This is a genomic window from Rhizobium sp. RSm-3, assembly GCF_001854685.1.
In the GTDB taxonomy this organism is placed as follows: Bacteria; Pseudomonadota; Alphaproteobacteria; order Rhizobiales; family Rhizobiaceae; genus Rhizobium; species Rhizobium ecuadorense.
The window spans coordinates 1-13,850 of the sequence record NZ_MAWZ01000019.1 but is presented as its reverse complement, the minus strand read 5'-3'; the positions used below and the strand labels follow the sequence as shown (position 1 = coordinate 13,850).

At 60.7% G+C, this 13,850-nt stretch carries 16 protein-coding genes and 2 pseudogenes; 14 read left to right on the top strand and 4 right to left on the bottom strand.

Going from position 1 to position 13,850, the window contains the following annotated elements:
- Window positions 1-36: 36 nt before the first annotated feature.
- The 7 genes and pseudogenes from BBJ66_RS17740 to BBJ66_RS17715 all read left to right on the top strand — a co-directional run bounded on the left by BBJ66_RS17740 (window position 37) and on the right by BBJ66_RS17715 (window position 3,262).
- Complete coding sequence (locus BBJ66_RS17740; protein WP_071088619.1) at window positions 37-348, top strand: hypothetical protein; 312 nt, start codon at window positions 37-39, stop codon at window positions 346-348.
- Between the two features lie 93 nt (window positions 349-441).
- The gene (locus BBJ66_RS35000; protein ID WP_071088617.1) at window positions 442-888 is read left to right on the top strand and encodes a hypothetical protein; all 447 of its coding nucleotides are present in this window, start codon (window positions 442-444) and stop codon (window positions 886-888) included.
- Window positions 795-1,006, top strand: a pseudogene (locus tag BBJ66_RS33270) (transposase domain-containing protein); the annotation flags it as partial. The gene BBJ66_RS35000 and the pseudogene BBJ66_RS33270, both read left to right, overlap by 94 nt.
- Before the next feature lie 52 nt (window positions 1,007-1,058).
- Window positions 1,059-1,535 carry a hypothetical protein gene (locus BBJ66_RS17730; RefSeq protein ID WP_071088615.1) on the top strand — a complete coding sequence of 159 codons (477 nt, stop codon included), beginning with the start codon at window positions 1,059-1,061 and terminating at the stop codon, window positions 1,533-1,535.
- 22 nt (window positions 1,536-1,557) lie between these two features.
- The gene (locus BBJ66_RS17725) at window positions 1,558-1,947 is read left to right on the top strand and encodes a hypothetical protein (RefSeq protein WP_071088614.1); all 390 of its coding nucleotides are present in this window, start codon (window positions 1,558-1,560) and stop codon (window positions 1,945-1,947) included.
- 260 nt (window positions 1,948-2,207) lie between these two features.
- Complete coding sequence (locus BBJ66_RS17720; protein WP_071088612.1) at window positions 2,208-2,717, top strand: ankyrin repeat domain-containing protein; 510 nt, start codon at window positions 2,208-2,210, stop codon at window positions 2,715-2,717.
- A 161-nt stretch (window positions 2,718-2,878) separates the two neighbouring features.
- Window positions 2,879-3,262: a hypothetical protein gene (locus BBJ66_RS17715; RefSeq protein ID WP_128146182.1), complete on the top strand. Its 384-nt coding sequence runs from the start codon at window positions 2,879-2,881 to the stop codon at window positions 3,260-3,262.
- 61 nt (window positions 3,263-3,323) lie between these two features.
- Here BBJ66_RS17715 and BBJ66_RS17710 read toward each other — a convergent pair whose 3' ends face one another.
- Window positions 3,324-3,908, bottom strand: a complete 585-nt coding sequence (locus BBJ66_RS17710) for a DUF4291 domain-containing protein (protein ID WP_071088608.1) — start codon at window positions 3,906-3,908, stop codon at window positions 3,324-3,326.
- A gap of 251 nt (window positions 3,909-4,159) precedes the next feature.
- A pseudogene (locus BBJ66_RS33265) lies at window positions 4,160-4,368 on the bottom strand (IS3 family transposase); the annotation flags it as partial.
- On the opposite strand from BBJ66_RS33265, the gene BBJ66_RS34995 reads away from it, so the two are divergent.
- A complete protein-coding gene (locus BBJ66_RS34995; RefSeq protein WP_190238089.1) occupies window positions 4,324-5,169 on the top strand; it encodes a hypothetical protein in 846 nt (281 codons plus the stop codon). The pseudogene BBJ66_RS33265 and the gene BBJ66_RS34995 sit on opposite strands and share 45 nt — an antisense overlap.
- Window positions 5,170-5,182: 13 nt before the next feature.
- Here BBJ66_RS34995 and BBJ66_RS17700 read toward each other — a convergent pair whose 3' ends face one another.
- Window positions 5,183-6,487: a cytochrome-c peroxidase gene (locus tag BBJ66_RS17700; protein WP_071088606.1), complete on the bottom strand. Its 1,305-nt coding sequence runs from the start codon at window positions 6,485-6,487 to the stop codon at window positions 5,183-5,185.
- A 195-nt stretch (window positions 6,488-6,682) separates the two neighbouring features.
- Between BBJ66_RS17700 and BBJ66_RS17695 the strand changes: the two genes are divergently transcribed.
- Window positions 6,683-8,227 (top strand): acid phosphatase, encoded by a 1,545-nt coding sequence (locus BBJ66_RS17695; protein ID WP_071088604.1) that lies wholly within the window; start codon window positions 6,683-6,685, stop codon window positions 8,225-8,227.
- Window positions 8,228-8,281: 54 nt separating this feature from the next.
- Here BBJ66_RS17695 and BBJ66_RS17690 read toward each other — a convergent pair whose 3' ends face one another.
- Entirely contained in the window at window positions 8,282-9,040 is a 759-nt protein-coding gene (locus tag BBJ66_RS17690; RefSeq protein WP_071088602.1) for an IclR family transcriptional regulator, read from the bottom strand.
- A gap of 160 nt (window positions 9,041-9,200) precedes the next feature.
- On the opposite strand from BBJ66_RS17690, the gene BBJ66_RS17685 reads away from it, so the two are divergent.
- The 5 genes from BBJ66_RS17685 (at window position 9,201) to BBJ66_RS17665 (ending at window position 13,688) form a co-directional block, all read left to right on the top strand.
- Window positions 9,201-9,908: a 3-oxoacid CoA-transferase subunit A gene (locus BBJ66_RS17685; RefSeq protein ID WP_071088600.1), complete on the top strand. Its 708-nt coding sequence runs from the start codon at window positions 9,201-9,203 to the stop codon at window positions 9,906-9,908.
- Window positions 9,905-10,594, top strand: a complete 690-nt coding sequence (locus BBJ66_RS17680; protein ID WP_071088598.1) for a CoA transferase subunit B — start codon at window positions 9,905-9,907, stop codon at window positions 10,592-10,594. Before BBJ66_RS17685 ends, BBJ66_RS17680 begins: the two co-directional genes overlap by 4 nt.
- Before the next feature lie 9 nt (window positions 10,595-10,603).
- A complete protein-coding gene (pcaF, locus tag BBJ66_RS17675) occupies window positions 10,604-11,809 on the top strand; it encodes a 3-oxoadipyl-CoA thiolase (RefSeq protein WP_071088596.1) in 1,206 nt (401 codons plus the stop codon).
- Between the two features lie 40 nt (window positions 11,810-11,849).
- The gene (locus BBJ66_RS17670; RefSeq protein WP_071088594.1) at window positions 11,850-12,332 is read left to right on the top strand and encodes a GNAT family N-acetyltransferase; all 483 of its coding nucleotides are present in this window, start codon (window positions 11,850-11,852) and stop codon (window positions 12,330-12,332) included.
- 138 nt (window positions 12,333-12,470) lie between these two features.
- On the top strand, window positions 12,471-13,688 hold the full coding sequence (locus BBJ66_RS17665) for an MFS transporter (protein ID WP_071088591.1): 1,218 nt from the start codon (window positions 12,471-12,473) through the stop codon (window positions 13,686-13,688).
- Window positions 13,689-13,850: the final 162 nt, after the last annotated feature.

Sequence of the window (13,850 nt, the reverse complement as noted above, 5' to 3'; positions counted from 1 at the left end):
ATATGCTAGAAGGTGTAATGGCCTGGGGATGTTGAAATGGCTTACATTGCTGCGACAAGTGAATGCGGGTTGATAATAAGAAAAGCCGCTCTGATTGAAAAGAAGCTTTCCCGCCAAGTCCTTGTCGAAGTGATGCAGGGCATCGATCTCATTGCGGAAAACGGGGATCTCCTGACGTTCGGACCTTTGTTCGGGGAAGAAGCCTACCGGGCAATCATGGGGCGCCTCGAAGCGGCTGGTCTTGCCTATGTGGACGATTATTTCGGCCTGGACATTCCACTGCCTTCCTGGATCGAAATTGGCGTTCGAGCTTCGCCGATCTCGTGCGCAGCCGAGGACGGTTGGTGATGGATGCGGCCTTGAGTGGCGGCTCTGTCCTTGAATGCGGCGCCGCGGCTGCCGTACCTGGTGCTGGCGTAAGAGCTGTACTGGAAGGTACGGGTGGTGGCGGATCATGGCCTTTATCTGCATGCGATGATCGGGGTCGACGCCGACGATGGCGCGATCGTCGGGGCGATCCATGGACAGTTTCTAAGCCGCGACCAGGGTAAGCGCGGCACCCAGCGCGCGCGTCCGATCGAGGAGAAGGAGAGCTATCGCTGGCTGGAGGGTGCCGATCATGCGGCAAAGGTTTGCGCAGCCGCGCGCCACATCACCGTCATTGCCGACCGCGAAAGCGATATCTACGAAGCCTTCACCCGAAGGCCTGCCAATGTCGACCTTGTCGTGCGCGCCGCCAAAGACCGCAGTTTCGGCAAAGACCAGCCCTCGCTATTTGCCATGGCGGATGCCTTGCCGGTTGCGATGCCGGAGCGGAGAATTGGGCGACCATCGCTTCGCTCGTCGAGACCTGCAAGCTCAACTCTATCGATCCCCTTGCTTATCTGACCGTAACGCTCACCGCCATCGCCAGAGGCAGAGCCAGATCGAGGAACTATTACCGTGGAATATGATCCAAGCGTCCGAAGGGATAAAGATAGGTGTCGGGCCCTTGCTGCGGGCTTGATGCAAGAGTTGATATCGGACCGCCTTGCTGTTATTGCGGGTGATCGTCACAGATGCGGCACGCGGTGCCCGCTTTTCTTATGTCAATCGACTATAGCTTTGTAGATGGGCCGCGAGGCGGGCTCACCTTTGATTTCATTCCTTGCGATCACGACTTTCTCGGTCAATTCAGCTATGATCGCTTAAACCCGGCCGTATTCAACATACGAGAAGAAGCTTTCTTGTTCATTGAGGGGTCGGTAGCCCGTTCCTTCCCGGATTGGTCGAACGCCTATCGTCACTGGGGCACCACATGGATAGGGCGAGATACTTGGCTAAATATTCTCGCTCGCCTTGACGAACTCCGTCGTGACGTGAGGGGGAATGTGCCCTGGAGTGCGATAGTCGGCAAGTACGTTCTGTACGCCGGTTTGATGCCGCGCAAACATAAATTCCATCGGAAAGCCCTGCTGACATTCCTTGACCGGTTCGAGGAACGCGTATGGTCAGTGATCCAACAGCATCCTTATTTGCTGATCAGCGGCATTTGACGCCTAGCAACGCGATCCCATCATGTCAGACGTCGACCACGCTACCTTTGAGGGCATTGCCGATCTAGTTTTGGAAGTGCCCTATCCGAACAATCACGTGCGGATGATCGTCAACGATACATTGCCATGGACGGCCGATCAGGCTCTGTCGTTCCATGGATGGTCAGACGAAGAGATCATAACTTTTCATATGGATTTCCTAGGGCAAAAGATAGACGCCTGCATAGGTGTTGCAGGAAGCGAGGCGTTCCGGCTCAGGCATCCGGGCACGACCCCGGACAACATTCGGCTCGTGCTCAGGCTCAGGCATTTGCCTACACCCAGCGCGGAGGGATTTCTGATGCTCATCGAAAAGCGAGTGAAGAGCGAAGAAATGCAATTCCGCTACGGTTATGGTGGCGACTCCATGTAGCGCTTGACACAATGGAAAAAATGACCTTGTCGTCTTTCCAAAAATTTTGGCGGCGTCCAACACCTTCCGCCTAATGAAAGATCGCAAGGATTTGGGTTCGCTAAATCTGCTCGTTATCACGATCTGCTCGATCACATTGCCGAGAAAATTCCATTTTTGAAGCGGTCGGTTGCCGGGGGGTACCCGATGTGGCACCTGAAACACCGATCCTATCAGGGACTACCGAACCAAATTCAACTCAGCAACTTTAACATAGTCCCATGAACGACCAGTCGAAGATTGAGCATTTCATTGAACGAATCGTGGCCGGCGCTTCACAAGCTCAGCTGGAAATCGAGTCCCGGGAACTCGACTTGAACGAAGTCGGCCTACATGGTCGAACACCGCTCATGGTCTCGGCGGCTGAAGGTTTGCTTGCAGCGGTTGAGACGCTGGTGCGGAACGGTGCATCGGTACACGCGACTGGTCGCGGTGAAATGACGGCGTTGCACGAGGCATCTGCGAATGGCGAAGCAGCCGTCGCAAACTATCTACTATCCCTTGGCGCGGACGTGAACGCCGAGACCGTCGATGGGGTGACCCCGCTGATGTGCGCGGCGGCCTGGGGAAACACGGAAGTTGCAAAGCTATTGTTGGAGAACCATGCGGATATGACAAAGACCGATCGCACTGGTGCAACGGCCGCCGATATTGCGCGCGAGAAAGGTGAGGACGACACCGCGGACCTGATCAACTCATACTCGTCGCGGAGGCGATTGTTGGGATCATGAGTCGATGTCGACTGGAAGTAAAATAACCCGCGTGCCACGCAGCCCTACCTCGGCCGGCTTGCCATCGGCGATGATCCCAACCCAGCGTCGCGAGATTGATGACTTAAACGCGTGGTTTGGCGATGGGGCGGAGCAGGACTTCTCATCGAGGTGGTGAAACCATGAAATCCGTAGTTATGATGTTCACGGCCGAGCCCGATCTCAGCCGCATTGCTGAAGCCTATGGAGACATAGGATCAACGGATCTGCAATCACCCGGACGCCTTGTCGTGGAAGGTGATTGGGGATGGTTTGCGGTCGGCATAGACCGCGACCTTGAAGGTGAGTTCTCCGACCTTGAACGAGCAAGAATAGCGCGACTCGTCGCTGAACCGGTCTATGCGCAGCTTGAATACAGCAACTCGGCGGCAGCGGATTTGGCGATCAAGCTAATGCCGGCGACAGCCGAGACGCTGATCGACAACGATCACGGGATGCTTCGGTCGATCGCGGAGGTGCGGGACCTGATCTGCAGGGGGATAAAGTGGCAAACGAATTCGGTCTAGGAATGCCGGCATGAGCTTGACGGACGTCACTTCCATTGACCTTGACGCGGCTATCCTTGATTTACTTAAGCGAGATGTCTTCGAGAGAATAGGGCCGCTCCAGGGGTAGCTTGCTTTGCGCCACGTCCAACTTCCCTTGGAGAACAAGCGCATGAATGTCGCGGGCCTCCGAGGTGATGTCGGTAATGTGTTTGATCCATTGCCCAACATAGAGCGCCACTGCCTGCTCACCCAAGCCAATTTGAACGGCGCGATGCGTTTGTGGCTGAAGCTGCAAGTCCCTCTCGGGATCCCACTGGACGCGCACAGGTGTCGCCTCTTTGAAGCGCAGCCATTCGTCCTTGCTCATCGATTCATCGGGGTGGCTCGGGCAGCTATGCCTCAAGGCCCATTCAAAGCCCTCCCGCGAAATATCGATCGCCAAAATGCGGGCCTGTCCGGCATCCTTCAGGCCCCATCCCGCGCGATACATCATCCATAGGAATGACGGCTTGATCCAGGTCATGCGCTCCATCTTGAAGGGCGGTGAAACGAATGTGCCGTGACGCAGGGCAGCATCGGCGATCTGGTCGCTATAGGCCTGGTATACGCGAATTGTCTGTTCGTCGTAGACGGCTCGAATTTGACGCTCAGGAATAAGGTTCATTGGTTTCATTCAACATGGTCTGCGGTTCAGGGAAGGTGACCTGCGACCGAATTTTCATCCGTGGCGATCAGCGCCTCGGCCGTGTGATTACGCCAGATGGCGAGGTTTAAGCAACCGGCGGAAATTCGAAGCTTCCATCTTGCACGGAGTTGATAAAGATAACCGCTGGACGCTGCTTCGTTGCGTAAGTGGTAATGGGTTTTAAGAATGGTTGAACCGCCCCGGCTTTGCCGGAGACCGTTTGGTTTAAGTTAAGCGGCCCATGCTGGTGCGTCCAGCATGGCGTAGTTTCGTTCCTCGGCCTCGACTGGCGGAATGTTTCCGATAGGCTCCAGAAGGCGATGTTTGTTGAACCAGTCGACCCATTCGAGCGTGGCGACTCCACGGCTTCGAAGTTACGCCACGGCCCTCGCCGGTGGATGACCTCGGCCTTGTAAAGACCGTTGATCGTTTCGGCGAGCCTGAGAGGCGGAGCTTCAAGATCGAAAAAACGAAGAGAAGAAAAGGAATCAAGATAAAAAAGGTGGGAATGATGATAGACACAACGAAAGCGAGAACAACACAAATGGCGGAACCTGGGGCCAAAAATCAAGACAGGTATGGTCTCTCATCCCATTCAACGGCATCGTTGCTTGACTTGATAAAGGATGAAAAGATCGCCGACGAGGACTTAAAATTTGATGCTCACCTACACTTGTTCAGAAGGTGGCAGGATGGCCAAGATTTGGACTTCCTTGTTGGGTTCTTGATTTCTCCAATTACTGAGGAACGATTGAAGGGCGCTTACTATCTCGGTGAATCGGTGCCCAAAAACGAGGTCGTGAGGGATGCCGCAATCGAGCTTGCCGATGACCCCCTCGGCTATTGCCGACGGATATTCGTCCAATACGTTTTAATTTCGAATCTTTATGATGACGTCGTTGCTGTTCGCTTGGCAAGCGGCCTATACGATTTCGACATCCACGTTCGAATTGAAACAATAAATTGGGCAGCCTACACGAACGACAAAAGATTCGACCATTTTTCCAAATTGGTTTTGTCGGGGGCGGGCGCCAGAAAGTCCAAACCCTGGCGGGCCTTCGACCTCAAGCGCGGTGCGAGAGGGCTGGAAATTGCACGACGCATAAGAGACGGCGAGGTCATCGAGAAAATTGCGGAGGACACGCCGGGCGAGGATAGCTTCACCTTCGACTACCTGAAGAATTTTGAGGGCCGGTTATCGCGCTATCGAGAAAAACGCAAGGCACACCCGTTGCACTAGGATCCGTTGAGATTCATCGTGAGTTTATGACTGCTGCGCTCGCCTCCGGTTGCAGATCTGCATCCGTCAGCGTCCCCAGAAAGGCGACGATGTCGTCGATATCGGGGTCGGTCAGCGCCGGTGCGTCGCCCGGTTTCCGGCCGAAGGGCGGGTCCTGGTTGAGGTTGTCCCAATAGGCCTGCGGTAGGTCGTCATACCTGCGGATCGTGCCGTCGGCATTTTTCGGATACCAGCGGCCGGGATCGCTGTCGCGGCTGGCATAGAAGGAGACGACGTCGCGCAGCGTGTGGAAATAGCCGTTGTGGAAGAAACTCTTCTTCAGCGCGACATTGCGTAGCGTCGGCGTGCGGAACAGGCCACAATATTCGCTGTGTCCGGCAAGGTCGGTACGCTGAGGGCCGCAGAGGCCGAGATCGTGATAGTTGGGGTCGCTGTTGGCCGGGATCGCCATGTTGCGCGGGGCGGCAAGGCCGAGGAAACCGAAATCGGAAAATTGCGGCGGCTCGCCGTCATTGGCGGGTTCGCTCAGATGGCAGCTCGAACAGTTGCCCTTTGCGGGATCCTCGAACAGCTGGCGGCCGTGCAATTCCTGTGCGCTCAGCGTCGCCTTGCCGGCGAGAAAGGCGTCGTAGCGGCTGGAATAGGGATAGAAGTCCGAGCCGCTCTGCTCGAAGGTGGCGAGCGCCTCGGCGGCGGCGTCGAAGGTATCTTCAGGATTGTCGAATACCGTTTCGCCGAAGGCCGCCTTGATGGCGTCGGCATAGGGCGCCTTGCGCAGCTTGGCCGCGACTTCGGCCGCATCCTTGTTGCCCATTTCGAAGGGCGAGAGCAGCGGGATCTTCGCCTGGTCGGCGCCGTGGTCGACCCGGCCGTCCCAGGTCAGACCGCCGGTCGGGCCGTTGTCGACGCTTTCGTCGCCCTCGTCCTCGGAATCATAATAATGCTCGCTGAAGGACGGCACCGCCTGCAGATAACGCAGCGTCGGCACGGCGCGCAGGCCCGGCTGGTGCATATGCTTGCCGCCCATCTCGACCGGTTTGGCCGAGGCCGGGCCGAAGGCGTGGAGGGGATCATGGCAGGAGGCGCAGGCCTGCAGCCCCGAGGCCGATAGCGACGGATCTGAGAATATCTTGCGGCCGAGCGTGGTCAGCGTTTCGGCCCGAGCGAAGGCCTCGGCGCGCGACATCGGGCCGGGATGCACGCCGAGGGCGACCGCCGCGCTGCTTTGCCGCAGGGGCAGAATGACCAGACAGAGCGCCGCCGCACCGATTCCGGCCGCCAGACTGGAGCGCGTCAGCCAGGTGATTTTCGTCGTCATGATAAGGATTCCAATAGCTTGGGACTGCCACCCATCATGATCGAACCTCGCTGCAACAATTTGATGACGGCCTTCTGCTGCGACCTCACGGCAAGCCAGACGTCACAAAGTTGATAGATGGCGGGAATAGCGTCGGTGCGCCCCCGAGCGTTTCCCGCTCCCTCTAGCCAACGCTCCCAGCCATGAGGTTATCCCGTGAAAAGACTGAAACTCCTCAACGCCCTCTGTCTCGCCGGATCGGCGATGGTGCCGCTCGCGATAGTGACGGCAGCCGATGCCGCGCCCGCCGGTTACGACAAGATCGACAACATCGTCGTCATCTATGCCGAAAACCGCAGCTTCGATAATCTCTACGGCGGCTTTCCCGGCGCCGATGGTCTTTCCAATGTCAGCGCCGAGCAGGCGCGCCAGCTCGACCGCAATGGCCAGCCGCTCGCAGAACTGCCGCCGGCCTGGGGCGGCCTGACCGCCAAGGGTGTCACGCCTGCCATCACCGAGGCGCAGTCGGCCCATCTTGCCAATGCCAGCTTCGCGATCGACGATCCCGAGGGTTTTGCGCAGGCGCCGTCGGTCATCACCCGCGATCTCTGGCACCGCTTTTACCAGGAGCAGATGCAGATCGACGGCGGCAAGAACGACAAGTTCGTCGCCTGGGCCGATTCCGGCAGCCTGGTCATGGGCCATTATGACGGCTCCATCCTGCCGATGTGGCAGGTGGCGAAGAAATACGTCCTTGCCGACAACTTCTTCCAAGGCGCCTTCGGCGGCTCTTTCCTCAATCACTTCGCGCTGGTCTGCGCCTGTGCGCCCTATTACCCGGATGCCGACAAGAGCCCGGCCAAGCCGGTGATCGCCAAGGTCGATGCTGACGGCACTTCCTTGACCGTGGCGGAGAACGCCCCGAAATCGGCGCTGGAAGGCGCCCCGAAATTCGTTTCCGACGGCACGCTGACGCCCGATTTCTACGCCGTCAACACCATGCAGCCGCCCTATCAGCCAAGCGCCAATCCGCCGGCCAAGGATGGCGATCCGGCCCTGGCCGACCCTGCCGCGGCGACGACGCTGCCGCCGCAGCATGCGGTGACCATCGGCGACCTGCTGTCGCTAAAAGGCGTCAGCTGGGCGTGGTACAGCGGTGCCTGGCAGGCGGCGCTGGACGGCAAGAATGCGACGCCGGTGCCGAACTTCCAGTTCCACCACCAGCCCTTCAACTATTTCGCCAATTTCGCGCCCGGCACGCCGGCGCGCGCCGAACATCTCAGGGATGGCGGCCTCGCCGGCGAAGCCTTCCTTGGAGATATCGACGCAGGCAAGCTGCCGGCGGTTTCCTTCTACAAGCCGCAGGGCAACCTCAACGAACATGGCGGTTATGCCGATGTTGCAAGCGGCGACCAGCATCTTGCCGATATCGTCTCGCACCTCGAGAAGAGCCCGCAATGGGGCCATATGCTCGTCATCGTCACCTATGACGAGAATGGCGGCTTCTGGGATCACGTCGCGCCGCCGAAGGCCGATCGCTGGGGCCCGGGCAACCGTATCCCGGCCTTCATCATCTCGCCCTTCGCCAAGGGCGGCAGCGTCGATCACACCCAGTACGACACGACCTCGATCATCCGCCTGATCACCGCCCGCTACGATCTGCCTGTTTTGGCCGGCATCGTCGCCCGCGACGAGGCGCTACGCAACAACGGCCAGCCGCCGATGGGCGACCTGACCGCCTCGCTCGACCTGACGCATTGACACTTGCGGACGGCCTTGGCGCTGACCGGGGCCGCCCCTTTCCCGTGCATGGCGTCACCGGCGCAGCAGCGGTCGCAAGGCGGCCTGGGTTTCCTTCAGCAATGGCAGATAGCGCGCCTTCATCTCTGCGGCCGGGACGAGGGCGGCCGGGGCGCCGATATTGATCGCCGCGACGGTTTCGCCGCGGTCGTTTTCAACAGGCACGGCGATCGAGCAGAGGCCGATCTCCAGCTCCTGGTCGATGATGGCATAACCCTCGACGCGCACGTGGCGGAATTCGGCGATCAGCTCGTCCGGATCGGTCTTGGTGCTCGGAGTATTTTGCTTCAGCTCGCTGCGGGCGAGGATGGCGCGTGCCTCGCTTTCGGGGAGCGCCGCAAGCAGCACGCGGCCCATCGAGGCGCAATAGGCGGGCAGGCGGCTGCCGGGGGTGAGATTGATCGACATGACGCGGCGCTGTGAGGCCCGCGCGATATAGACGATGTCGGTGCCGTCGAGCACCGAGGCCGAGGCGCTCTGGCCGGCCTTTTCCGAGAGATGATCGAGATGCGGCTGCAACAGCGCCGGCAGCGGCGTCGCTGAGAGATAGGCATGGCCGAGCCGCAGGATTTTCGGCGTCAGCGTGAAGAATTTGCCGTCATAATCGGCGTAGCCGAGCTCGGCGAGCGTCAGCAGCGAGCGGCGCACCGTGGCGCGGTCGAGCTCCGTCAGCTTCGAAGCCTCGGCGATCGACAGCCGCTGCCGCGTCTCGCCGAAGGCTTCGATGACTTTCAGGCCGCGGGCAAAGCCGCTGACGAAATCTGATTCGCGCATGTGTTCCAATCTCCATCGAGCCTGGCGTTATGTGCGATATATGAACAAATGTCAAATAACGCACAAATTATCTTGCAGAATGCCCCTGCTGCGCTTTATCTCTGAGCAAGAGGACGGGACAGGCAGGTGTCTGGCCGGATCTACCCAAGGAGAAATCCGCATGGATAAGACAGTCGGGAGCACGGCGGAGGCCGTCTCCGAGATCGGCGACGGCGCGACCGTGATGATCGGTGGTTTCGGCGGTTCGGGCGCGCCGATCGAGCTCATTCATGCCTTGATCGACAAGGGCAGCAAGAACCTCACCGTGATCAACAACAATGCCGGCAACGGCCGCATCGGCATCGCGGCGATGATCGATGCCGGCATGGTCAGGAAGATGATCTGCTCGTTTCCGCGCTCGTCGGATCCGCGCGCTTTCACGGATAAATATCTCGCCGGCGAAATCGAACTCGAACTGGTGCCGCAGGGAACGTTGGCCGAGCGCATCCGCGCCGGCGGGGCCGGCATTCCGGCCTTCTACACGCCGACGGGTTATGGCACGGAACTCGCCGAGGGCAAGGTCATCGCCGAATTCGACGGCCGCCATTACGTGCAGGAACGCTGGCTGAAGGCCGATTTCTCCATCGTCAAAGCACAGATCGGCGATATCAATGGCAACCTCACCTACAACAAGGCCGGCCGCAACTTCAATCCGCTGATGTGCATGGCGGCGGCGAAGACCATCGTCCAGGTCTCCTCGATCGTGCCGGCCGGCGGCATCGATCCCGAGCATGTGGTGACCCCCGGCATCTTCGTCGACCGCGTCGTTGCCGTTCCCCATCCGCAGCAGGAAGAAGAGCTCATTCGAGCCGGAGTGGCCTACGTATGACCGTCGATACCAGAGAAGACATCAAGCTTACCAATGCGCAGATCGCCTGGCGCGCCGCCCAGGACATCGCCGACGGCGCCTATGTGAATCTCGGCATCGGCTTTCCCGAAATGGTCGCCCGCTATCAGCCGCCCGGCCGTGAAGCGATTTTTCACACCGAAAACGGCATCCTGAATTTCGGCGAGCCGCCGGCCGAAGGCGAGGAGGATTGGGATCTGATCAATGCCGGCAAGAAGGCGGTGACACTGAAGCCGGGGGCTGCCTTCTTCCATCACGCCGACAGCTTCGCCATGGTGCGCGGCGGCCATCTCGATGTCGCGATCCTCGGCGCCTACCAGGTCGCCCAAAGCGGCGATCTCGCCAACTGGCGGGTCGGCAGCAAGGGCGTGCCGGCCGTCGGCGGCGCCATGGACCTGGTGCACGGCGCCAAGCAGGTCTGCGTCATCACCGAGCATGTCACCAAGACGGGCGAGCCGAAGCTGGTGGAAAAATGCACCTTCCCGCTGACCGGTGTCGCCTGCATCACCCGCGTCTATACCAGCCATGCCGTCATCGACATCGTCGACGGACGCTTCGTCCTGCGGGAGAAGCTGGCCGCCATGTCGCTCGAGGAATTGCAGGCGATGACCGGCGCGCCGCTGCATGTCGACGGGCCGGTTGCTGACCTCGTCGTCCCAAAACTCTGAGGAAAAGCCATGACCGAAGCCTTTATCTGCGACTATATCAGGACGCCGATCGGCCGCTTCGCCGGCTCGCTCGCCCCGGTGCGGGCCGATGATCTCGGCGCCATCCCGCTGAAGGCGCTGATGCAGCGCAACAGCGGCGTCGACTGGGAGGCCGTTGACGATGTGATCTTTGGCTGCGCCAACCAGGCAGGCGAAGACAACCGCAATGTGGCGCGCATGTCGGCGCTCTTGGCCGGCCTGCCGATCGCTGTCCCGGGTACGACGATCAACCGGCTCTGCGGCTCCGGCATGGATGCGGTGATCACGGCGGCGCGTGCCATCCGCGCCGGCGAGGCCGAGTTGATGATCGCAGGCGGCGTCGAAAGCATGTCGCGCGCGCCCTTCGTCATGCCGAAGGCCGAGACGGCCTTTTCGCGGGCCGCCGAAATCCACGACACGACGATCGGCTGGCGCTTCGTCAATCCTGTGATGAAGAAGCAGTATGGCGTCGATTCCATGCCGGAGACCGGCGAGAACGTCGCCGAGGATTATCAGGTCAGCCGCGCCGACCAGGATGCCTTTGCGGTGCGCAGCCAGGCGAAGGCGGCGGCCGCCCAGGCAAGCGGACGGCTTGCGAAAGAGATTGTCGCGGTCACAATCCCGCAGCGCAAGGGCGATCCCGTCATCGTCGACAAGGACGAGCATCCGCGGGCGACGACAATCGAGACGCTGGCGAAACTCGCGACCCCTTTCAAGAGGGAAGGCGGCACGGTGACCGCCGGCAATGCCTCCGGCGTCAATGACGGGGCGGCGGCGCTGGTTATCGCTTCGGAAGCGGCGGCGCGAAAATACGGTCTGACGCCGATCGCCCGTATCCTCGGCGGCGCCTCCGCCGCCGTTCCGCCACGCGTGATGGGCGTCGGGCCGATCCCGGCCTCGCGCAAGCTGATGACCCGGCTCGGCATGAGCCAGGAACAGTTCGACGTGATCGAACTCAACGAGGCCTTCGCCAGCCAGGGGCTGGCGGTGCTGCGCGCGCTCGGCATTGCCGACGACGATCAGCGGGTGAACCGCAATGGCGGCGCGATCGCGCTCGGTCATCCGCTTGGCATGTCGGGCGCCCGGATCACCGGCACGGCGGCGCTCGAGCTCCGGGAGACCGGCGGGAAATATTCGCTGTCGACCATGTGCATCGGCGTCGGGCAGGGCATTGCGATCGCGCTCGAACGGGTCTGAGAGCGTTGCGCCCGGTGCCCGGCTTCTGTAGAAATCGGGCATGCTGATCCGACCCGCGGAAAACGACGATCGAGATACCATCTGGAGGATCATCGGCCCGACGATCCGCGCCGGCGAGACCTATGCGCTCGACCGCGATCTCTCGCAAGTCGATGCGCTCGCCTATTGGATGGGGCCGGACCGCGAGACCTTCGTCGCCGAAGAGGATGGCGTCATTCTCGGCACCTATTACATCAAGGCCAATCAGGCCGGCGGCGGCCGGCATGTCTGCAATTGCGGCTACATGACCGATCCCGCAGCAAGCGGCCGCGGCGTCGCCCGCCGGATGCACAAACATTCGCTGGATCATGCCCGCGCCAGGGGCTTCCGCGCCATGCAGTTCAATTTCGTCGTCAGCAGCAACCGCCGCGCCGTCGAGCTCTGGCAATCGCTCGGCTTCGACATCGTCGGCCGTCTCCCCGGCGTCTTCCTTCATCCCACTGAGGGTTATGTCGACGCATTGGTGATGTTTCGGACTCTGTAGGACTGCCCGGCGAAAAAAGATGGAAGGGCGCTGTCGAAATCGCCGCGGTTCGAACGTCTTATGATCGCGAGGCGCGGATTGCGGCAGAGGAGCCGCAGGCGTCGCGATCACTTCTGTCGACAGGGAGGTTATGAAGCCATGGGTGTTTCCTATCGTTGGGTCATTGTCGCCTTGGGCGCATTGATGTCGTGCGTGGCAATCGGTGCAATGTTCTCGCTGGCGATTTTCCAGGAACCGATCGCCACCGCCACCGGCTGGTCGCATGTCGGCATCGCCAGCGCGATGACGCTGAATTTCATCGTCATGGGCTTCGGTGGTTTCCTCTGGGGGGCGGCCAGCGACCGATTTGGCCCGCGCGTCGTCGTGCTGATTGGCTCCGTGCTGCTCGGCCTGGCGCTGGTTCTCGCGAGCCGCGCCGAGACGCTGTTACAGTTCCAGCTGACCTACGGCATCCTCGTTGGCCTTGCCGCCAGTACCTTCTTTGCGCCGATGATCGCGGCGACGACCGCCTGGTTCGACGAAAACCGTGGACTTGCCGTTTCGCTGGTTTCGGCCGGCATGGGAGTGGCGCCGATGACGATCTCGCCTTTCGCGCGCTGGCTGATCTCGGCCTATGAATGGCGGCCGGCGATGCTGATCATCGGCATTGCAACTTGGGTGCTGCTGGTGCCGGCCGCCCTCTTGGTCAGGCAGCGCGCGTCTGCCGAGACCGCCGATGCCGGCACCGAGTTTGCCGCGGAGGGCGCCCGGCCACAGCTGTCGAAAGTCTTCCGGTCGCCGCAATTCATCGTGCTCGGCCTGACCTTCTTTGCCTGCTGTGCGGCTCATTCCGGCCCGATCTTCCACATGGTCAACTATGCGACGATCTGTGGCGTCGCGCCGATGGCCGCCGTCAGCATCTACAGCGTCGAGGGTCTGGCGGGCCTCGGCGGCCGGCTGCTCTATGGCAGCCTGGCCGACCGGATCGGGGTGAAACCGGTGCTGGTCGCCGGCCTGTTGGTGCAGGCGGGCGCACTCGCGACCTATCTCCTGGTCAGCGAGTTGACGGAATTCTATGCGCTCGCCATCGTCTTCGGCAGCGCCTATGGCGGCGTGATGCCGCTCTATGCCGTGCTGGCGCGGGAATATTTCGGCCAGCGCATCATCGGCACGGTGCTCGGCGCGGCGACGATGCTCTCCAGCCTCGGCATGGCCTTCGGCCCCCTTATCGGCGGCTGGATCTTCGATACCTTTGCCAATTATTCCTGGCTGTTCATCGGATCGGCGATGGTTGGACTCGGGGCTGCGGCGATCGCGCTGGCATTCCCGCCGCTCGTGCGCCAGAAGCCGCAGCCGGTCTTTGGGATGGCGCCTTGATGCAATGGAGATCGGTGAGGTCAGCCTTTCATCCTGCGGCTTCCCCTCCCCAACCCCTCCCCCTTGTGGGCAGGGGAATCGCATATAAGTATTGCGTCTTTGGATGTGCTGGATTCAGTAGGGGCTTTCTCTGATTTGGGGAGAGCCGATGACTTTGTTGAT